The organism is Bradyrhizobium sp. 138, from assembly GCF_023074075.1.
GTDB lineage: Bacteria > Pseudomonadota > Alphaproteobacteria > Rhizobiales > Xanthobacteraceae > Bradyrhizobium.
Window position 1 is genome coordinate 42,703 of sequence record NZ_JADPKT010000001.1, and the last position, 19,045, is coordinate 61,747.

23 protein-coding genes are annotated in these 19,045 nt (G+C 60.6%); 2 read left to right on the forward strand and 21 right to left on the reverse strand.

Translation table 11 applies throughout. The features are described 5' to 3' along the window. Positions 1-209: 209 nt before the first annotated feature. The 8 genes from IVA79_RS00160 to IVA79_RS00195 form a co-directional block, all read right to left on the reverse strand. On the reverse strand, positions 210-605 hold the full coding sequence (locus IVA79_RS00160) for a hypothetical protein (protein ID WP_247549351.1): 396 nt from the start codon (positions 603-605) through the stop codon (positions 210-212). 106 nt (positions 606-711) lie between these two features. After that, positions 712-903, reverse strand: a complete 192-nt coding sequence (locus IVA79_RS00165; RefSeq protein WP_247549353.1) for a hypothetical protein — start codon at positions 901-903, stop codon at positions 712-714. A 134-nt stretch (positions 904-1,037) separates the two neighbouring features. Continuing rightward, positions 1,038-1,433, reverse strand: coding sequence for a type II toxin-antitoxin system VapC family toxin (locus IVA79_RS00170; RefSeq protein ID WP_247549355.1), 396 nt, complete (start codon positions 1,431-1,433; stop codon positions 1,038-1,040). After that, a complete protein-coding gene (locus IVA79_RS00175) occupies positions 1,430-1,684 on the reverse strand; it encodes a type II toxin-antitoxin system VapB family antitoxin (protein ID WP_247549356.1) in 255 nt (84 codons plus the stop codon). The genes IVA79_RS00170 and IVA79_RS00175 overlap by 4 nt, the downstream gene beginning before the upstream one ends. 10 nt (positions 1,685-1,694) lie before the next feature. Next, the gene (locus tag IVA79_RS00180) at positions 1,695-2,168 is read right to left on the reverse strand and encodes a site-specific DNA-methyltransferase (protein WP_346658136.1); all 474 of its coding nucleotides are present in this window, start codon (positions 2,166-2,168) and stop codon (positions 1,695-1,697) included. Positions 2,169-2,335: 167 nt separating this feature from the next. After that, positions 2,336-2,509 (reverse strand): hypothetical protein, encoded by a 174-nt coding sequence (locus IVA79_RS00185; RefSeq protein ID WP_247549358.1) that lies wholly within the window; start codon positions 2,507-2,509, stop codon positions 2,336-2,338. A 1,184-nt stretch (positions 2,510-3,693) separates the two neighbouring features. After that, positions 3,694-4,599, reverse strand: coding sequence for a ferritin-like domain-containing protein (locus IVA79_RS00190; RefSeq protein ID WP_256465536.1), 906 nt, complete (start codon positions 4,597-4,599; stop codon positions 3,694-3,696). A gap of 343 nt (positions 4,600-4,942) precedes the next feature. Beyond that, positions 4,943-5,125 (reverse strand): hypothetical protein, encoded by a 183-nt coding sequence (locus IVA79_RS00195; RefSeq protein ID WP_247549360.1) that lies wholly within the window; start codon positions 5,123-5,125, stop codon positions 4,943-4,945. 1,057 nt (positions 5,126-6,182) lie between these two features. On the opposite strand from IVA79_RS00195, the gene IVA79_RS00200 reads away from it, so the two are divergent. Beyond that, entirely contained in the window at positions 6,183-6,380 is a 198-nt protein-coding gene (locus IVA79_RS00200) for a hypothetical protein (RefSeq protein ID WP_247549362.1), read from the forward strand. 335 nt (positions 6,381-6,715) lie between these two features. Here IVA79_RS00200 and IVA79_RS00205 read toward each other — a convergent pair whose 3' ends face one another. From IVA79_RS00205 to IVA79_RS00250, 10 genes are all read right to left on the reverse strand, one after another. Beyond that, positions 6,716-7,135, reverse strand: a complete 420-nt coding sequence (locus tag IVA79_RS00205; protein ID WP_247549365.1) for a DUF5681 domain-containing protein — start codon at positions 7,133-7,135, stop codon at positions 6,716-6,718. A 299-nt stretch (positions 7,136-7,434) separates the two neighbouring features. Beyond that, a complete protein-coding gene (locus tag IVA79_RS00210; RefSeq protein ID WP_247549366.1) occupies positions 7,435-7,653 on the reverse strand; it encodes a type II toxin-antitoxin system VapB family antitoxin in 219 nt (72 codons plus the stop codon). A 228-nt stretch (positions 7,654-7,881) separates the two neighbouring features. Beyond that, positions 7,882-8,454, reverse strand: coding sequence for a hypothetical protein (locus IVA79_RS00215; RefSeq protein ID WP_247549369.1), 573 nt, complete (start codon positions 8,452-8,454; stop codon positions 7,882-7,884). Continuing rightward, entirely contained in the window at positions 8,444-8,740 is a 297-nt protein-coding gene (locus IVA79_RS00220; protein WP_247549371.1) for a hypothetical protein, read from the reverse strand. The genes IVA79_RS00215 and IVA79_RS00220 overlap by 11 nt, the downstream gene beginning before the upstream one ends. A gap of 431 nt (positions 8,741-9,171) precedes the next feature. After that, positions 9,172-9,600, reverse strand: coding sequence for a type II toxin-antitoxin system VapC family toxin (locus IVA79_RS00225; protein WP_247549373.1), 429 nt, complete (start codon positions 9,598-9,600; stop codon positions 9,172-9,174). Then, the gene (locus tag IVA79_RS00230; protein WP_247549393.1) at positions 9,597-9,845 is read right to left on the reverse strand and encodes a plasmid stabilization protein; all 249 of its coding nucleotides are present in this window, start codon (positions 9,843-9,845) and stop codon (positions 9,597-9,599) included. Before IVA79_RS00230 ends, IVA79_RS00225 begins: the two co-directional genes overlap by 4 nt. A 241-nt stretch (positions 9,846-10,086) precedes the next feature. Beyond that, the gene (locus tag IVA79_RS00235; RefSeq protein ID WP_247549375.1) at positions 10,087-11,397 is read right to left on the reverse strand and encodes a DNA methyltransferase; all 1,311 of its coding nucleotides are present in this window, start codon (positions 11,395-11,397) and stop codon (positions 10,087-10,089) included. Between the two features lie 105 nt (positions 11,398-11,502). Further along, positions 11,503-12,015 carry a hypothetical protein gene (locus tag IVA79_RS00240; protein ID WP_247549377.1) on the reverse strand — a complete coding sequence of 171 codons (513 nt, stop codon included), beginning with the start codon at positions 12,013-12,015 and terminating at the stop codon, positions 11,503-11,505. A gap of 8 nt (positions 12,016-12,023) precedes the next feature. Continuing rightward, positions 12,024-12,671, reverse strand: coding sequence for a hypothetical protein (locus IVA79_RS00245; RefSeq protein ID WP_247549379.1), 648 nt, complete (start codon positions 12,669-12,671; stop codon positions 12,024-12,026). A 437-nt stretch (positions 12,672-13,108) separates the two neighbouring features. Continuing rightward, complete coding sequence (locus IVA79_RS00250; RefSeq protein ID WP_247549380.1) at positions 13,109-13,624, reverse strand: hypothetical protein; 516 nt, start codon at positions 13,622-13,624, stop codon at positions 13,109-13,111. A gap of 179 nt (positions 13,625-13,803) precedes the next feature. On the opposite strand from IVA79_RS00250, the gene IVA79_RS00255 reads away from it, so the two are divergent. Next, entirely contained in the window at positions 13,804-14,049 is a 246-nt protein-coding gene (locus IVA79_RS00255; RefSeq protein WP_247549382.1) for a helix-turn-helix transcriptional regulator, read from the forward strand. Positions 14,050-14,239: 190 nt separating this feature from the next. Here IVA79_RS00255 and mdoH read toward each other — a convergent pair whose 3' ends face one another. From mdoH to IVA79_RS00270, 3 genes are all read right to left on the reverse strand, one after another. Continuing rightward, positions 14,240-16,363, reverse strand: coding sequence for a glucans biosynthesis glucosyltransferase MdoH (mdoH, locus tag IVA79_RS00260; RefSeq protein WP_247549384.1), 2,124 nt, complete (start codon positions 16,361-16,363; stop codon positions 14,240-14,242). Next, positions 16,351-17,862, reverse strand: coding sequence for a glucan biosynthesis protein G (locus IVA79_RS00265; protein ID WP_247549386.1), 1,512 nt, complete (start codon positions 17,860-17,862; stop codon positions 16,351-16,353). Before IVA79_RS00265 ends, mdoH begins: the two co-directional genes overlap by 13 nt. Positions 17,863-18,730: 868 nt before the next feature. Then, positions 18,731-19,045, reverse strand: a 315-nt coding sequence (locus IVA79_RS00270; protein WP_247549388.1) for an ATP-binding protein, incomplete at its 5' end; no start/stop codon positions are given.

The window sequence follows — 19,045 nt, forward strand, 5'->3', positions numbered from 1 at the left end:
GCGTTCACTGCAAACGGGGCAACATCAGCACTAGGTAGCGATGCGCGATCATGTGAGGCGCTAACAGGATGCGCGGGGCCGGCAAGACGGTTCGGGCTTTGAAATACCGTCCGTCAAGCAATGTTCGCGCGAAGCGTTTCTGGATGGAGCGATCCCACGATCCAGCTGCCAGCTCGAACGTTCAGGACAAAAAATCGACCGGGATCGACCTACAGCTTCGTCTGCTGAGCAGAGCCAGCGATCATGTGAAAGCGGCGGGCGAGATCGGCCCAAATAGCATCGACCGCTTGGTGCCCGCCCGCGTTCTTCGTTCCCCAATTGCCGGTGTGAGGGACTCCATAGATCTCGGTGGGCCCCAGACGTGTGTGCGCGGAGGGAATGCAGGCCTCCCGCCATGCCAGCCTCGCCAAGCCGAGGGCGGAGCGGACGGAATCGAATGTCTTACCACCAAGGCACAGCGCCATCCGCGGCTCCACGATGTGGAGCTGAGGGAGCGTGTAGGCTACGGCGCAGGCGCGCAGATCCTTGATTGGGACGCTGCTGCTCATCCTGCCCGGCTTAATAAAGACCAGCACGTTGGTGGCATAGGTTTGAGCACAGACCAAGATGCTGCGCCAACAGGCGCTTCAGATTTTGGTTGGTTGCAAGAGAGGCGTCCTGTCCCGTGAGCGCGCGATCGGCACGCTGTTTCGCATCATCGTTGCGCCGGAGCTAATCTTCAGACGCCCAATCCTGCCCAATGATCATGAGGTCTGCATGCAGACGACAGGCCGACTTGGTCCAGGACACGACAAAGTCGAAGTCCCAGCTGCCGCCGTCATACTGATGCAAATGATGATAGCGCCCATCGGCCTCTGCCCGGCGCTTTGCGACCAGCATCGCCATGGCCGCCTGCTTGTCCATTCCATGCCTCCTCGTTGTGCTTTCCGGACTACTTGCGGCACCGCGGGAATCTTGGACTGGTGAGGGCATTGGTTCGCGCCTGCCGATACAGAATGACCGGAACTCCCGGAACAAGTTGGTTCAGGAAGAAATCGTCAGGCGTCAGCGGAAAGGATACCGGTGTGGATGAAATCATCACCCTTGAATAACAAAGGCTCGCCAGTGCTCTTGGCGAGTGCGTAAGCAAAGCAGTCGCCAAAATTTAGTCTGGCAGGATGGCCGCTGCCCTTGCCAAAATCGCGATAGGCCTCGCGCGCGACTTGCGCCTGAGCCCCAGTCACAGCTTCGATCGAAATCTGTGCTTCCTTCATCAGCTCGTCGAAACGACGGCTGGCTATAGGATCGCGGCTGGCATCGATCACGACGGCCGCCTCGACGAAATTCGCAGCGGACATGCGTCGGATCGAATGATTTTCGATCGCAAGTGCGAAGCGCTGTGCCTCGGATTCACCGCGCAGGATGGCAATCAGCGCAGATGTATCGATGATCATCGAGGCAGTCCGCGCTCGTCGTAGAGCAGATCGCCGTGATCGGCCGAGCGGTACGGTTCTTTCAGGCGCTTGGCGCAATCCTGACCGATCTTCAGCAAACGATCGGATAGACCCGCGCCTTGCTCGCGACGAACCCGCTCCAGCCGCTCACGAATAGCATTCGTGACCGCAGCGGTCAGCGTCTCTCCTGTCCGCTGTGCCAGCTCGGTCGCTAGTTCATGCGCCTCGGGATTCTTGATGTTTAAGCTCACATTCCACCTTCTACCAGAACTTATATACCTTTCTACCAATCGATTCAAGCCTACCCGGCGGGACTCTGCTCAAACCTGACTGAAAAGCTTCAGTGAAGCGCCCTACTGAAGAGGATCCGCGCGGCGCTGCTCGATCTCCGCGAAGCTCTCCCCCTGTTATCGCCATGGTCGCCGTCTGCCCCGTGTAAGTCTGCCACCGGCGGATGGCGACATCGACATAGAGCGGATCCAATTCAATCGCGCGCGCCCGCCTCCGGCACTTCTGTGCGGCCATGATGGTCGTGCCGGATCCGGAGAACGGGTCGAGCACGATGTCGCCGCGACGCGAACAATCCTTGATGGCATCGATCACGAGTGCAGTCGGCTTTACCGTCGGGTGCATCTCGAGTTCGGCGTCCCGTCCCGAACGAAAGCTGTTCGCGCCGGCATAGTCCCAGACATTGGTGCGATAGCGGCCGTGCTTGCCGAGCTCGATCGTGTTCACGTGCGGCCCCTGGCAAGGGCGACGCTTCATCGCAATCAGCTATGTCCACGCCTACGACACTCGGACCGGTCTGCCAATGTTCCGTCGATCCGCTCTTACTCCGACACATCCCTAGGTAAGCCAGACACCTTCGCCCATTCGGGAGGCAAGCTATTGCGCCTCCGGAGCTAGCTCACCAGGAAATTGCCATTGTGTAAGGTACCAGTGGCGTTTTGCAGACTGATCTCCATATCGCCTGCTCCGTCGCCATCGATATCGATCTGGAGGGCGTCATTGCCCGGACCGAAATTCAGCAAATGAGCGGACGCCTGGTTACCGCCAAGGAGGTCGGCGCTTTCCACGACTCGATGTGACCTCCTGCCACGCCAATACCCGAGAAGGTAAAGCTGTCGTTGCCTGCGTCGAAACTGTGAATGGTATCCGCAGCACCAGCGGCGGAATCTGCGATGCTGAGGAAGCGGAAGTTGTCATGACCCGCGCTGGCGAAGATCTCATCCGCACAGCAAGAGAAACAACGCGCTGGTCGCCTCATACCTCGCCACCACGCGTTTCCTGGCTCTTCCTCGCATGATGGCTTTTCGGTCGCGGGAGCCAATACTCCACTCCCAGCTCCGCGAACGTTTGCGCATCTCGAGCTCGAAGAACGAGAAGTCGTCCAGGCCCACGGTATTACCTCCTAACGAGCTTGTCGTCATATCGCTGCTTAACGACCTGCCGACACCTTATCTCCCATACGAGCGCAGGAACGCCGCCGTGCAATGGTGAGTCGCGGAAAGCGATATGCCAAAGTCGGCTGGGTGCGCCTCCCCCAAATGGGCTAGGGCTGGAAAAACAGCGCGGGCGAGTCAGCGCTGCGGCTAAACGCGATCTTGGCCCTGAGCCTCGCGCCGAAAAAACTGCCGAGCTAGCGAAACGGCCCGGAGCAGGAAGCATGAGCTCACGTCCTGATAAACCTAATCGGCCTGATAAAAGCGCGCGATTGCGTCGCCGGGGGCACCGTTCGGGGAGAAAATGCCTATATCTAAGCGGCTTACTCGCCGATACCGGAGCGCGGTGGCGACACGAACAGGATCAAGAACAGGAGACGATCAGGGCGGTTACAGGGCTCGAGCAGGGCTGCAGCAGGGAGCGACATGGAGATGCGATAGGTGCATCGCTAGTCAGCTATGGGCCAACAGCCGACCTCAGCGAGCGTGTCGCTGATCTACGCGGCCTTACGGCTGTTACTCGCTTCAGCGAGCCAATCGTGACTTCGTTCGGCGTAGGCGAGCCACCCGAACAACATGACGGCGACAATCAAAGCGATCCAACGATCGTACGCATGCGTGTTTCAGACTGTCGGCACTTGCAAGGTTCAACCCGATGCCACATCACGTTGATGTAGCCGTCGCGTCCGCTGGAAGCGCCTTGTCTTGGGTGCCGATCTTCAGCATGATTACATATCAAGCGAATAAGGTAGGTACGTAAAGTTGCATTCGAGCTCGACCAGCCGCCCAGCAAGGGCGGCCGGTTCGCAAGTGGCGGCCTAGGTAGACTTGAGCACGCCGTTCATTCCATTCGGATAGAACCCGCCTTTGCTGACGCCCTGCTTCTCAGTCAGATAGACGATATGCAGCACCTCCTGCGGTGTGCGACGGAAGGCAATGGCATCAGGTGTAGACGGGACGACGTTGGCCTTGCCGTTCATCCGGATGCCCTGATCCTTGTCTTGACCACCATCAACCTGGTCTCGCGCGTCGGAGATGGCGTTGGCTGTATTCCAGGCCTTTTCGCCCATCAAATAAAGCTGCGAGCGGGCCATGCCCATGTGATACGCCTCGACCGCCAGAATGCCAGCCGCCGCTTCGACGAACTCCTTGCTCTTGATAAGCGGCGCGGCCCCTGCGTAGGCGGTCACGCCCACGTCCTCAAACAACATGCCACCGAGGAGGACGCTCATGTCATCGGCAAACGGGTCAAAGTCGGCTGGGAGACCGGCTGCCTGCGCAGCTGCCTTGAAACCCGCGTCGAAATCGATCGCCGGGCGCGACACCGCCGTCCTGCCAAGCGTCTTGCGATAGAAGCGCACATGGGCAAGCTCGTTTTCCGCCAGTTCCTCGACAAACTCGCGGATCTCCGGCTTCTGGAAGTTGGCTTCGTGTCCACCAACAACCCGCGCCGCTTCTGGACCGGCATCGCTATCGTCGATGCCTCTCCCCGTTGTGGCCCGCAGATAAAACTCAGCTTCCATGTATTCCAGGTTCAGCGCAAACTGAAAGATGTCGTCATCCTTCACTTCAGCGGCATGGATTCCAACGCCTGTGGTCTCTTGATGCTTCGGCTGTGCCTTGTGCTGTGCATAGGCGGCGGGAAGCAGAAGACCGCTCAGCCCCAGAACCGACAGACCGGCAACGGATTGCCGTCGGGAAATACGCGACCGCTCCACGTTCATGGCGAACCTCCTTTTCATGTGATTGTGACGCGTTTTCCGGAGCGGCAAATCGCAGTCCGCTATCGGCCGCTTGGGCTGACGCGTGGTGCATCACAAACGGGAGGAGCTTGCGTCCGTTCCTGCTGTGTGCAGCTTTCGAGCGACTAAAACTTTGAGGCCCATCCCCGAGTTAAATTTTGGGGGCGATCCCCGAGGCAGAGTGGCCCGAACCTCAGCAATGGGTCAAAATGCCCGCCCTGCCTCAATAAGCTGACCTCAACGAGGTACGCCGCCACTTCGCTGATGGGCCAGAAGCGGAAGTTTCGCACGCGCTCGCTACGGTCGGTGCGGGTCTTGTCAGGTCTCAGATGAGGCCGAAAGTGATCGCGATTAAGAAGAACACGACCAGTCCGATGGCGACCATCTTGAAGATGTAAGCGGCCTCAACGTCGTGCCCAATCCATTCGAAGTCCGGCCCCCATAGGACGGTCGCGACGAACCCGAGAACGAAGGTCGTGATCAGCAGGATCACGTAAAGGGTGTTCATATGGATCGACCTTTATCGTCACTGCCACGACCACTCACCCATGACGCCGATAAACCAGCCGGCATTGAAGGCGACAACCAGCATGAGGAGGCAGGTCAATAAAGAGGGTTCGACGTCAGGCACGCCTTGAGCGCGCCAAATTGCGAGCAACCCCAGCGCACAAATTCCCGCGCAAAGAGCAGGCCATATCGCTGCGAACCGCCCCTGACGGGTCCGTGGCAGACGCCTGGCCCGGCGAGATGCCACCAAGGCAGTCAAGGCCAACACGATCAAACAAGCGGTGAGCAAGTACATTCGACGGGATCCCTGGCGCAACCACCGCCATCTCGAAGGCGCTGTCAAACCAATAGCGCGCGTTGATTTCATCAACCTTAAAGCGATAGAGAAAATTGTTAATCGTCCGACGGACCAACCTCTTTGAGCGCATATCGCAAGCACCTACGGGAAGGAGACCGCGCGACGCATTGGCTCAAGTCAGGCATGGGGCGGAAGCGGCCTTAATGGTCTGCAAACCTAGTTCTCGGGCATCTGCCGGCTCAGGGGGTCCTCGTGCTACTTTAGCGGCATGCCGCCTTTCAGCATTCGTTCCACCCCTTATCCTCGGAAGCCGATTGGAGGATGTTGTCTCTCTATGCTCTCGCTTGGCATCCTTTGGGCGGTCCTTGCCTCCACGGCCGCATGGGGGTCATTTCACTTCGCGCAGCGTGATCCACGCTCAACATCTTGGATGAAAATCGCCTTTGCCGGGTCTCTGTTGCTCGTGACAGCAGCAGCACCTCTTTGGCTCCGAGGTGACGTCATAGGAGAGGGTTTGGCAGCTCACCTCCTGCTACTCGCATTCTGGGCAATGATCGGCGTTGGTGCGCCTCTGTGCCTTGGGTCGGTAGCCGGTACACTGGGTGCAATGTACAGGAACCGGCGGCAATAGCGGTTGAGCGTGGGTCCTTCCGTAGCCCGCCGCGCACCGCCATGGTCCGCTACGGGTAAGAGTGGGCATTAGCTAGGGATTGAAGACGACGTTCGGTGGGCAATCCTTGCGTCGGGGAGGATCAGGCTTGTGAATGCGAAGTCTTTTGCGAAGCTTGTTGGGATGGTAGCTCTATCGGTGGTGGTCGCCACATTGCTCCTCGGTGGGAGCAAGGACGCAAACAGTTTTGGCTTTGTCGGTCTCTTAGTGGCAACCTTCTGGGGGATACCGGCAATCGTTGTGATTGCGCTGTACCGTTATGTCGAGAAGCGCGATCATGATCGCTGACCAACAAGGTCTGCCATGGGTCAAAGGCTGCCCTTGGGGGCTCCGATGCCAGCGTTCCGCTCAGCCCTTAGAAGCGGACAGTGCGAGGTCAAAACGGGAAAGCCACTGGCCACGACGGCACGTAAGGACAGCTTAGTTTTGGTCAGTGCTTTGAAGTTCGGCGCCGAACCCGGACTGAGATTGGTCAACTTGCGTCCATCCAGGCTCGCGAGGCCTTATGAGTGCGCGTTGTATAGATTCGGCAGTGACTAGCTGAGCACAAGCAAAAAAGAGGAGTGCGATGATGCACTCCTCTTGTCGCCAACCTGAAAAGCGGCTGTCGGCGTCAGAACCTGTTAGAGCGGATAGTAGTACCTATCTATGCTCTGCTTTAGCAAGCTCAGCGCCCTCTTAAATTCATCCGTTACGTCTTCTGGAAACTGACGCAAACGGTCTTCGCTTTCGACGATAACGCGCAGATTTTCGAGCTGCCGATTGACGTGCTCAAAGACAAATCGATCCTTGCGCTTATAGTACTGCGCCATGGCACGCGGATCGCCGGACACCGCCTTAAAGATCAGCTGCTTGTCTACCGCGACACGCGCAGGGATCATCTCGCGCTTATTACCGACGACGATAGGCACCAATGTCTCATCAGCTTCAAAGAAGTCGCGGCGAACCTGATCATCGCAGATCGGATGCGGCCGCTTCCGCGGGCGTCCCTTTGGATTGCCCGACGTGCCCTTTGGAAACTGTCCCTTGGGATTGCGATTCATATCTCTACTCCTCAAAGATGGATTCAAGGAGGTCACCCAAAATTAGAATGGCGTGGCCTCCGGGTTCACCAAATCCCTACAACCAGAGATTCAGACCCATCAGGCGTCACGCCATCATCTACGCACTACGTGCCGGGTTTGTGCATCACGCAAAGTCCCGAAAAAGGACCCAACCCGGCTCTCGCACGAGGCGAGATCTTTCTACCGCAATTTGTGATTTCGAGCAAGCAAAGGGGCCGATTTGGCGAGCGTGCTAGCCTCATCGTGCAGGATGGCAATGGGCGCAGAGGCATCGGTCATCATCGAGGCAGTCCGCGCTCGTCGTAGAGCAGATCGCCGTGATCGACAGACCCGTGCGGTCCCTTCAAGCGCTTTGCGCAATCTTGGCCGATCGTCAACAGACGGTCCGCGAGGCTTTCTCCTTGCTCGCGGCGGACCCGGTCAAGCCGCTCGCGAATAGCAATAGCGACCGCAACGGTGAGCGACTCCCCGGTCAGCCGCGCCAGCTCGGCCGCCAATTTCGCGCGCCTGCGGGCTCTTAACGTTTAAGCTCATTTCGAACCTCCCGCCGTCATACAGGCGCAAATGATGGTGGCCGCCGTCGGCCTCGGCGCTTGGCAATCAGCATCGCCATGGTGGTCTCTCTGTCCATTCCCTACCGCCCCGCCGATAGCCCATATGCTTCTGATTCTTTGTTGTCTGGAGGACCTGCGGACCGCGAGCATATTGGGCGATAGGGGCATCGGTCACGTCCGCCGATACAGAATGATTGGAACGCCCGGAACAAGTTGGTTCAGGAAGTCGAAGTCGCCGACATTCCCTGTCAATACGCTGGCACCGATGCTCAGCGCCTGAAGGTGGATGAGCGCATCGTTGAGGTATTTCCGCTCATGACCAGCACCCTTCGGCGCGCCGCTGAGACGAACGAGCTCGCCCGCAAGGATTCCCGCTTCGCCCCACATCGCGGTATCCGGAGCTTGCAAGCGATGCGGCGGAATGTCTTCAATCACACCCTGTAACGTTTGCAGAACTCCACTCGTTGAGGCGTGAGCCGGATCGAGCCGTCCGAACACATGCGTTAGTTCGGCAAGGCAGACGGCCGAGTGGTGACAGGCGCGATATGTCAGCAATCGATCGACGGCGTCCGGGGTGCGTGCCTGCAAGACGTCGAGATAAACGCTGGTATCGAGCATCAGCGCGCCGCCGACCAGCGGTTCGTCGGATGCCCAGGCAAGTTCGGAATCGGGTCGTCGCGTTAATCGCTCCAAGCGCTTGTGCGGCTTCAGCCTCCGCAACGCTCCCTGGAGATCAAATCGCAAGATCGATATCTGCCGGGATGCTTCCCTTGCGCCGGACAAGGCGCGCCCCGAAATCGTCTTCGAGCGCCAAACGCGACAAGGCGAGCTCTAGGAGTTCGGTATCGGAAGACACGTGAGCCCGCTTCTTTGCCGCTTCGATTAGGCCTGCGGGCACCCGGCCAGACAAGCGCGTGTCCTTGGCCTCGCCGAGCAGCCCGACGGCGCGCGCCTGCTCGAGCACGAGCCGATTGCGCTTAAGCGCAATCTGCTCCTCGGTCTCTGTCAACGTGTGGGTCCGCACAACCATGGCTCCTCCAGTGTTGAACAAACTATAACGATTGTTCAACACATTCGCAACGCCGGAAATGAGGGGTTGCGCTCGGCGCCACCGCCCACGGGCTCACGGCTACAGCATCACCCGGGCTCGACCCCGCCCCCGGCGCGCAATGTTACATCCACGTCGATTCCAAAACCTGCCAGCGCTAATCTGACCGCCGACCGGAGAAGTCGCGATCTCCTCGGTCCGCCCTACTGCAAAGTGTCGGCGCGGCGTGCTCGATCTCGGCAAAGGTCTCGCCCGTTATCGCCATAGTCGCGGCCTGTCCGGTGCACGTCTGCCGGCGGCGGACGGAGACATCGACATAGGGCGGGTCCATCTCGAAGCCGGCCGGTTGGTTTCGGATACAGTTCTCGCCGCTGGCCCAGGGCATCCACACGAATCCGGGCGGATGCTCCATTTTATCGAGCGCCCTTCCGCCACGGATCGATCACGTTGATCCCACAATCTACAAAGTCACCAACATTTCTGGTCGCGAGCGACGCGCCCCGCGAGACGGCAATCGCCGCAATCTGAGCATCCGACTGCGAGATTGGCCGACCGGCGAGCCGGCGAGCAGCAGCAATCCGGGCATATGCTGCTGCCGCAGAGCTGTCGAAAGGCAGAATGCGACCCGCAAAATCTTCGGCGAGCATCGCTTCGGCCTGAGCGATCAATTGCCGCTGGCGACGGCTTGCGGGCAGCAGCGCCAATCCGTAGCGAAGTTCGGCTTCGGTGATCGACGAAATGAATATGCTGGCGGCTGGGACGGCGCTCATCCAACGTTCGACCGCGGCCGAGGGAGCCGGTCGCATGAACTCCGATATCACGTTGGTATCGAGGACGATCATCCGCCGAAGTCCGGCGGCTCCCGCATCGGTTCACGTAGGATTTCGGGCAGCTCCAAGCCGCCCAAAGGGGCAAAGCGCGCGCGAATGGTGGCTGCAAGGTTTTCCGGACGCCTGGGCTGCTGGTTCAAGGCAGCGCGCAGAATATCCCGAGCTTCTTCTTCCATGGAGCGACCGTGGACGGCCGCTTGTATGCGCAGGCGCGATTTAAGCGGCTCATCGAGATTGCGAATGGTGATACTGGCCAAGACGTCCACCCTTGCTATCAATGATTTCAAATTAATCAATGATTTCATGCATGGCAAGCCCCCGGGTGGATACCCGCCCACTCGTGCCCTTCCGGCTGACAATTCTCGTATAGGCGACGATTTGACTGTCCCCCTCCCCCTCTAGGGCCCTCCAGGGCCCTCTAGGGCATGCACGTAACTTCCCGAGTCCTAATCATTGACTTTGCCTCGGGAGCGCAGACCGGCTCTCGCGGAACGAGGCCTACTGAAGGGGGTCAGCACGACGCTGCTCAACCTCCGCGAAGGTCTCGCCTGTCAAAACCATGGTCGCAGCCTGCCCCGTGTAGGACTGCCAGCGCCGGATGGCTACGTCGACATACAGCGGATCCAATTCGATCGCGCGCGCCCGCCTCCGGCACTTCTGCGCCGCCATGATGGTCGTGCCGGATCCGGAGAACGGGTCGAGCACAATGTCGCCGCGACGCGAGCAGTCCTTGATGGCGTCGATCACGAGGGCAGTCGGCTTTACGGTCGGGTGCATCTCGAGTTCGGCGTCCCGGCCCGAACGAAAGCTGTTCGCGCCGGCATAGTCCCAAACATTGGTGCGATAGCGGCCGTGCTTACCGAGTTCGATCGTGTTCAGGTGCGGCCCGTGCCCCACCTTGTAGACGAAAACCAGCTCGTGCTTGGAGCGGTAGAACGAGCCCATGCCGCCGTTACTCTTGTTCCAGACGCACAAATTCTTCAGCTCCGAATAGACGCCGCCGGCCGCCTTCAGCACCTCGTCCATGTGCCGCCAATCCATGCAGATGAAATGGATGGCACCGTCCAGACTCACCTGCGCCATATTGCCGAACACAACAGCCAGGAAGCCCGCGAACTCGACCGAGCTCATCTCGCCCGAGGCCATCTTGAATTCGCGGTGCTTGACCGCGCCGAGCCCGCTGACATGTCCGTCAATCGGAACGTTGTAGGGCGGGTCGGTGAACACCAGACGCGCCTGCTCGCCATCCATCAGATCGGAGAAGGAAGCAGCATCGCAGGCATCGCCGCACAGCAGCCGATGCTCCCCGAGAATCCAGAGGTCGCCGAGCCGCGAAACCGGCTCAGCCCCAACGGCCGGAACAAGGTCGCTGCGATCCGGCTTCTCGCGGCTCGCTTCGCCGTCGACCAACAGATCGATCTCGGCGGTCTCGAAACCGGTCACTTCCACATCGAAATTGATCTCGGCGCCCATCAGGTCCCGCCAGAGCACGCGCAACTGATCCATATCCCAATCGGAATTCAGAGCGATCTTATTGTCCGACAGCGAGAACGCGATCTTCTGCTCGGGCGTCAAATGGCCGACCCGCAACACCGGCACCTGCTCCAATCCCGCCAAACGCGCGCCCTCGACCCGGCCATGGCCGACCAGGATCATGCCGTTCTCATCGGCCACCACGATACTGTTGAAACCGAACTCGCGGATCGAGGCCGCGATCTGATGCAGCTGCTTGCGGGGATGCCGCCTGGCATTGGCGGGGTTCGGCTTTAATTCGGCAATTGGCAGATGTTCAACGCGGAAATCACTCATGAGACCTCTCCAGCAGACAGGTCCTAGCTATACCAACATCTATGCCTATACTTCAAATATTCTTTCTTGGTAGATGGTTGAGATCGCGCCATTTAGTTAATCCGCTCACCCCTTGATCGTGATCTCGACATCTTCGGGCCGCACGCCAAAGGTGGCCGCCAACGCTTTCTTCGCCTCGGCGATGGTCAGCCCCCCTCGCGCCTCATCAGAGCCGGTTGGCCCGTCGGGCACCGGTTGAAACTTCAGCCGCTTGAGCTGGATCCCGAGCTGCTTCAGCCCGGCATAGGCGACCGGGTTGCGCAGCTCCTTGCGCCAGACATCCTTAATGGCAATGTCGGCGAACTCAGAGATTCCGATGCGAAAGCGAGACTGGCCCCGCGAGTTCTCGGAGGCCTCAAGCGGCGCGAGCGACGAGATCCGGCCGACCAGGAACGCGGTCCGAGCCGGAATGCCCTCGGCCTTGTTGTCCCAGTCCTGCCGCCTGCAGCAAACAAGGTAGGGGCAGCGCTCGACGTTCTTGGGATTGAGGACCCAACCTCGGGATCCAGCCCGAGCCAGGATCTCTTGCCGCGTCTCGGAAGTAAAGACGACCACGGCGGCGTCATCGGTCTTGGTCATCTTCAGCCTCAATCCAAATCGGGGTGGCCGGCCGCGGGCTTATCAGCAGCTCCGTGGGCGATCATAAGCTCGATTCCGGCCTTCTGCAGCACCCGACTCGGAGTCAAGCGCCCATAGGCACCCCGCTCGTTGCGTGCGCCGTGCACCAGCAGAAGCAGCTTGTCTGCGAGCTCTAGAGGATCACGCAGCTTTGCAGTCCGACATAATCCGACCACCCGCCGCCGCTCCGCCTGCCAATATTCTTCAATCAACCTCAGCAGCGGGGGATGCTGCGTGCGCGGCTCGAACAATTCCGCTGCCGTGCGTGAAAGTAAAACCCGGGGCTCCATCATGTAACCAATCTGATCCTCTTCGTAGGCAAGCCACTCCCGCAGCTGTCCCTCAGGATCGTTGGGATACGCCGCGGCGAGACCGCGCCAATATTCTTCACACTCCGCAATCAAGGACGTGATGAATCGACCCGCCAATGGATCACCATGGCCGAAATACTTGACGAAGGTGTCCATGTTCGTATGCGCCTCATGCGCGATCAAGCTTGGGGTAGCCCTGATCCCGAGCAGCCGAAATAGCTGATCGGCAGCTTCGATCAAACGCTCCTTGGCGGGCTTTTCGAACTGGGAAGCAGGCGGCTGTATCTTTTTGGGAGGCTGGTGCATCAAATTGGCTCCTTGGTAATGTATTTGCCAATTATAGCATAACTTGTGCCAATTCTCCTGTATCGGGCCGGCATCGATAACGACGCGCGTTTGGGCGGCCAGCGGGCGAAAAAAGCCACGCACGCCGTTGAGCCGCGCTCTAAGCTGTTGTTTTCACTTTATATTCCTCACCTCACAAACGATGGTCGCACCGCAAGAGCTCCCCTGAGGTACGATTTAAAGGATTCCGGACCTGTCGGAGTGCGGGGAGCAGACAAATCTCCTCCACGGCCTTCCCTGGGGCTTGGCGAGGCTATCGATTTTTTGAACCTGTTCGCCCGCGCGATGGGCGGCAGGGGCCATAGGCCTGAACTCAAGGTTTAGGCGTGCAACGAGAGAACGAGCCGCCTTGCCAACCACAGTTCGGACGGCAGGCCACTCGCTTCTCTTGCGCAGAGCTATCCGAACAGCCTGAGGAGCAACTCATCCGCGCTATCGACCTCCTCGAAGCAGGACTTGCCGAGATCACGGTGCATGGGACGTTCGAGCTTCTGCCCGTTGCTGTCCCCCCGCGTATGCCGGCTGACCTTCGAGCCCAGATCCGGCAGCCGTGCTCCCGGCTGGCCACCGAACCAGAAGTAGCGCTCGACGGCCAGCGTGCGCTGGTCGACCTCGAGCCAAACGACGCAGCCGCTGGGCTTCTCGAGCAACCGGGTGCTGACGGTCACGTGCCGGACGCTGGAGCCGGAAAACGTCGACTTCAGCTGGACGTGCCGGAGGATACCGTTGGCCTCCAGCACGATGTCGTAGCCGCCCCTATCGACCTCGCTCTTGAGTACCTCGATGTCGTGGCGGCCCTGCTGCCAGCGCGCGGCCATGAGCTTTCCGAGAAGCAGATGAAAGAGCGCCTGCTCCCGGATGCTAGAGGCGCGGGAGTGAGATGTAAGCAGATCCTGATGCAATTCAGCGAGCACTGTGAAACTCCTTGAGTCAGTCATACCCCGCCATTGCGCTCCGCTGGCCGCACAAGTCCAGCACAACCGCGCGCCTCCCCAGCCAGCTTCGCACACCAGAGTTAATATGATCCTGTTTTGGGATAATCCCGATCTGGGATCAGATTGGCTGCCGCCGAATCGCAAGCGCCCCGGCGGCCATGGAAAAGTCCCTCAAATCCGCCGAATACACCCGCCTCGTCGCCCTTCTTGTCGCAACGCGACAGAAGGCCGGCGTCCGCCAACACGCGCTCGCCAAGAAGCTGCGCAAGCCGCAATCCTTTGTTGCCAAGTACGAGGGCGGCGAACGCCGCCTGGATATCATCGAGTTCATCGCCATCGCCGAGGCACTTGGCGCCGATCCGCTGAAACTTCTGCGGCGGTTCATGCGCGGAAGACAGCAATAGCTGCCGCGGGGCAGGTGCTGCTCCGATCGCGCCTAGCTTGGCTCGCGTAAGCTGGATGTCCAAGGGGGTATTGATGTTCCCGAGTCGACGCCGAGGTCCGAACGACCCGGTGGTGGAAGCGGAATAACGCAGAAGTGGGCTACTTTCTATCCTGGTTCGAGCCCAGGCCGGGTCTCCAAGCGAGGCGTATTCATCGCTTCTGCAGCACCGCCGACAGCACCGGACCATCGTTCAGGATCGAAAAAACCTCCCGGGACGACAGATGCGCGGCGGCCTCCTCGAAAGTATCGCTCGCATCGACCTTAGCGCGGCCGACGGCCAAGCTCGCGTCGATCGTGTCGGGCCGGGCGGCGCGAGGAGGCGGCAGCTGCGCTAGGTGGAAGTTCAAGAGCGCGGCGTCTTCGCGCAACTCCGCCAAGGCGGGTTTGACCCCTGCATCGGCCGACGCGCTCAATTCGTTTGCTCGACGCAGGACCGGAGGCGGCTTTGCTTCTTCGGGCGTGGCGAACAATTTCCCGGACGCGGGACTGGCGGTCAGCGCGCCTATGGGAACGGCGAACAGCAGCCCCACGACGACCGGCGACATCCAGAGCAGAAGGGGCAATGAAACGGCGTACGCGCTTGCGGCCATAGCAACGCCGCACGCGGTCGGGATGCCGTATTTCCGGTAGAGCTCGCGGCGCGCCACCGTGCCGTCGTCACGCCTTTGCGTCTGCCACCCCGCATCGCGGCCGGCGAGGATCTCGATGACCGCGATCGACTGGAAGATCATCATCACGGGCGCCATCAACGCGGATACGACGATCTCTGCGAGAACTCCGGCCAAGGCTCGGAATGCGCCGCCGAATTGGTGTCGCATCGACCGCCACGTCCAGAGCAGGACCAGGCTGAGCAGCTTCGGCAACAGCAGCAGACCCATGGTGGCGACGAACACCCAGACGGCGAGCACGGGATCCTGGGCCGGCCAGGTCGGAAACAACGAGAAGCCTTTCGGGAAATACTCCGGACGCACGAAGCGGGCCTGCAGCGAGATCAACATTCCCAGGAGCAGGAACAGCAGCCATAGCGGCGCCGTCAGATAGGCCCCGATGCCCACCATGAAATGCAGGCGCGACACCCAATGGAGACCTCGCGCAGGCACGACCGCCAGATGCTGAAGATTACCCTGACACCAGCGCCGGTCGCGTGCCGCGAAATCGAGCAGCGAGGGCGGCACCTCTTCGTAGCTGCCCCCGAGCGTCGGCAGCATGTAAATGCCCCACCCGGCCCGCCGCATCAGCGCGGCCTCCACGAAATCGTGGCTGAGGATGTGCCCGCCGAACGGTTTCCGTCCTCGAAGCTGCGGCAGCGCGGCCGCTTCGGCAAATGCCCCCACCCGGATGATCGCGTTGTGTCCCCAGTAGTTGCCTTCGGAGCCGTGCCACCAGGCGACGCCGGCCGCGATCAGCGGACCGTACAGGCGGCCCGCGAATTGCTGAACGCGGCTGAACAGGCTTCGCGCATTGACGATTATGGGAAGCGTCTGGACGAGCCCCGCGGTCGGATTGGTCTCCATGGCATGGACCAATCGGACGATCGTGTCCCCGCTCATGAGACTGTCGGCGTCGAGCACGATCATGAAGTCGTACACGCCGCCGAACCGCGTGACCCACTCGGAAATGTTGCCGGCTTTGCGCGCGGTGTTGTCGGCGCGGTGACGGTAGTACAGCCGCGGCGTTCCCACGGTCTGTCGCAACGCGAGCAGCGCCTTTTCCTCGGCGACCCAGATGTCCGGATCGGTGCTGTCGCTCAGAACGAACCAGTCGAACAGCTCTGCGTGCGACGTCGTCTCCAAGGATTCGATGATCGCCCGGAGCCGGGCCGTCAACCGGTGCGGGTCTTCGTTGTAGGTGGGAAGCAGCATGGCGGTGCGGCTTGCGACGGCGGGCAGTTCCACGTCAGGGCCGAAGGCGTCCCGGTCCGGACGATTGGCCAGCAGCACACAGAAGCCTGCCACCGCAGACGCGAAGGAAAAGGCGACCCAAGCGAGCAGGACCAGAAAAAGGAAAAGCACCATGGCTTCGAGGACGGTGACGCCGCCGACCTCCAGTACGCGATACATCTCATACCCGCCGGCCACGGTCAGCGCCGCCGTCGAGAGCAGGATGAGGCCGCGTCGCCAAGGCATGGTGGTGGCGACCGGCGCAGGAGCGCGCTCCGACACCCGGTTCTTCCCGAGGTCGCCAGGAGCCATCGGAAGCGGGGATTCGCGCGGCAGCAGGCGTTGGGTCGCGATATCGGCTATCGGCCGCGGTGCCGTGCTCAGGGTGCCCATCGGTAGACCCAGACTTCAGACAAGGGCTTGTCGCCCTCGGCTAGAAACGCCCGCAGCTCGATCGGCTCTCCCTTCACCTGGCACTGGAAGCTCAGCCGCCAACCACCGGTGTAGGGATTGGGCTGCGTGACGATGTTCTTCACCTCGGACTTCTCCGCCGTCACCACGCCCTTGACGCCCGCAGGATCAACGCCCGTCAGGTTGTCGCCGTGCAGATCGAGCACGAAGAGGCGCGAGTCCTCGCCCCTCGCCCCGATCCCGCTCCGCGTGAATTTGGCGAGCGAATGCGGCTTGGGGCTATCCGGCCCCCAATACAGCCGATAGGTGTAGTTGTGTTCGCCCTTGGCCTGCAGCGGATTTTTGGGCCGCCAGAACGCGGCGATGTTGTCGTGGACCTCCTCCTTGGTCGGGATCTCGAACAGCATCACGCCGCCCGCGCCCCAGTCCCCGATCGGCTCCACCCAGAGACTTGGGCGTTTTTCGAAGCTGGATTCGATGTCCTGATAGGCGAAGAAGTTTCTCTCCCGCTGCATCAAGCCAAACCCGCGGGGATTGAGATCCTGAAAGGTGCTGATCTGCAGGTCGCGGGGATTGCTGAGCGGCCGCCAGAGGCTTTCGCCCTTCCCGTTGAAGATCGCAAGACCGTCGGAATCGTGGACTGAGGGGCGGAAATCATCGATGTCGTTGCGGTCGTTCGGACCGTAGAAGAACATACTGGTCATTGGCGCGAGCCCGGCCCGCTGCATTTCGACGCGCGGGTAGATCGACATTTCGACGTCGAAGACTGTGGTGTCGCCGGGCCGCACAGTAAATCGGTAGCTCGCTGCGCAGCTTTTGCTGTCGAGCAGAGCGTGGATCACCAGCGAGTTCGCACCCGGCGCAGGCCGCTCGAGCCAGAAGGCCTTGAAGAGCGGAAATTCCTCGCCCTTGGCTTCGCCCATATCGATCGAAAGTCCCCGGGCGGACAGCCCGTAGGTCTGTCCCTTGGCCACGGCGCGGAAGTAGCTCGCGCCCAGGAACACGCAGACCTCGTCGTAATAGTCCGCCCGGTTCATGGGCGCGTGTATCCGGAAGCCAGCAAAGCCGAGGTCGGCGTCTTCGAAGGCGGGGACCTTCTCGCCGAAGGAAAAGTCCGCCTTGCGGTACTTGAGTTCGGCGGCCTTTCCGTCCGCGACCTCGAAGATGGTCACCCTGTTCTTGTAAAAGAAACCGCGATGGAAGAACTGCGCTTCGAACGGAAGATTCTGGCCGCGCCAGAGCGCGCGCTCGGGCAGGAAGCGGATCGAACGGTACTGATCGTAATCGAGGTCCTTCAAGCCGCTCGGCAACTTCTCGTCCGACGCTTCGTACGGTTTGCTGGCCAGCTTGCGGGCCAGATCCCTCACCGTGGACGGCCCGAAAGCGTCATCCGACGGCCCAGCGGCGGCGGCGCCGCTTCGCGAGGCGAGCAGCAACGCCGGCAGCACCGCCGACCCTTGAACAAGCTGGCGTCGATTCACGTGCTCTCCTAATCGCTACTGCTGCCGCGGCCAAAGCAACGACCGTCGCGCCCGTGAGTTCCACCTCCCGGCCATCACTGGCGCGTGGACCTGAGGACGCTCTCGCACGCAGGCAGTCCAATTGCGGCATTCGTTGCGAGAGCGTGGTGACTCTCCAGCGTTCCACGGCCCGAGATTTCCGGGATCGGAGCAGGCGGGATTGCCTCGGAACTGAGGCTGCCAAAATTGACAGCGGGTCGCCCCTGTCTCCTCGCATTAAGAGCGCGCCCCCGGGCCTAAAGGCGGGGCGTGAGAGGTAAATCGGACACCACCTTTACCGCGCCGAACCGACGCGATTGACCCGAAGCAGACTAGGCAAGTTCGCCTGCTCGGGGCAAAATGAAGATTAACCCTCGTTGCTCAAGTGGAAAGCATCGATCACGTCACAAGCGCACCATGAAACTCTTCGGAATCATTGCTTTAAGGCCGGGCACCGTCTCAGCCAGCCTCTCCGGTAAGAAAAAGGCCGCCGAGGCTGGCGCTCATGACCCGTGGCGGACTTGCCACCCAGTAGTCATGTGACGAGTGAGGACGTTGAACTGAAGCCTCCGCTTTAACGGAACCGATGTTCTTTGTGGAGTGGCACGTCCGCTTACAAGCGATGAGCCGATCTTGGTCAAGCGAGCCGTCCAGGGCAGCTCTTCACCCTTCTGAGAAGCGAACCACTATCAGAACGTTGCACGCTCCCCGCGCTGGCAAGCAAGTCAACCCGCCGATCCGTTGCGGTGCTGCGACCTGTATGACGAAGGACTATCGCATCCGCAGCGAGGATGCGCTGAAGCGGTGAACTCCTGCCTGCGCAGCGCCCGCCCCCGAAAAGCGACCTGGATCACCCCTGTTCCGAAGGCAGACTAAACTGAAACACGGCCCCCCGCGGTTCATTCGCACCAGTCCAAAGTCGTCCTCCGTGCGCCTCGATGATCGATCGGCAAATCGACAAGCTCAGGCCGGTCCCGTCCGGCTTGGTGGTGTAAAAGGGCTCGAACAGGCGATCAACGATTGCCACGTCAAGTCCAGGTCCGGTATCCCGGACGGCGACAACAAGGAGATTTGAGGCATCTGCAGCCGTGCTGATCCGCAGCTCCCGTCCGCCAACGTCGAGGCAGTTCATTGCCTCGATCGCGTTGAGGATCAAATTGAGAAC

Excerpts from the sequence above, each read along its gene's own strand:
- IVA79_RS00240 (WP_247549377.1), bottom strand. The coding sequence starts at position 12,015 with ATGACCAAGACCGATGACGCCGCCGTGGTCGTCTTTACTTCCGAGACG.
- mdoH (WP_247549384.1), bottom strand. The coding sequence starts at position 16,363 with ATGGGCACCCTGAGCACGGCACCGCGGCCGATAGCCGATATCGCGACC.
- IVA79_RS00220 (WP_247549371.1), bottom strand. The coding sequence starts at position 8,740 with ATGGTTGTGCGGACCCACACGTTGACAGAGACCGAGGAGCAGATTGCG.
- IVA79_RS00190 (WP_256465536.1), bottom strand. The coding sequence starts at position 4,599 with ATGAACGTGGAGCGGTCGCGTATTTCCCGACGGCAATCCGTTGCCGGT.
- IVA79_RS00225 (WP_247549373.1), bottom strand. The coding sequence starts at position 9,600 with ATGATCGTCCTCGATACCAACGTGATATCGGAGTTCATGCGACCGGCT.
- IVA79_RS00235 (WP_247549375.1), bottom strand. The coding sequence starts at position 11,397 with ATGAGTGATTTCCGCGTTGAACATCTGCCAATTGCCGAATTAAAGCCG.
- IVA79_RS00195 (WP_247549360.1), bottom strand. The coding sequence starts at position 5,125 with ATGAACACCCTTTACGTGATCCTGCTGATCACGACCTTCGTTCTCGGG.
- IVA79_RS00205 (WP_247549365.1), bottom strand. The coding sequence starts at position 7,135 with ATGAATCGCAATCCCAAGGGACAGTTTCCAAAGGGCACGTCGGGCAAT.
- IVA79_RS00170 (WP_247549355.1), bottom strand. The coding sequence starts at position 1,433 with ATGATCATCGATACATCTGCGCTGATTGCCATCCTGCGCGGTGAATCC.
- IVA79_RS00165 (WP_247549353.1), bottom strand. The coding sequence starts at position 903 with ATGGACAAGCAGGCGGCCATGGCGATGCTGGTCGCAAAGCGCCGGGCA.
- IVA79_RS00255 (WP_247549382.1), top strand. The coding sequence starts at position 13,804 with ATGGAAAAGTCCCTCAAATCCGCCGAATACACCCGCCTCGTCGCCCTT.
- IVA79_RS00245 (WP_247549379.1), bottom strand. The coding sequence starts at position 12,671 with ATGCACCAGCCTCCCAAAAAGATACAGCCGCCTGCTTCCCAGTTCGAA.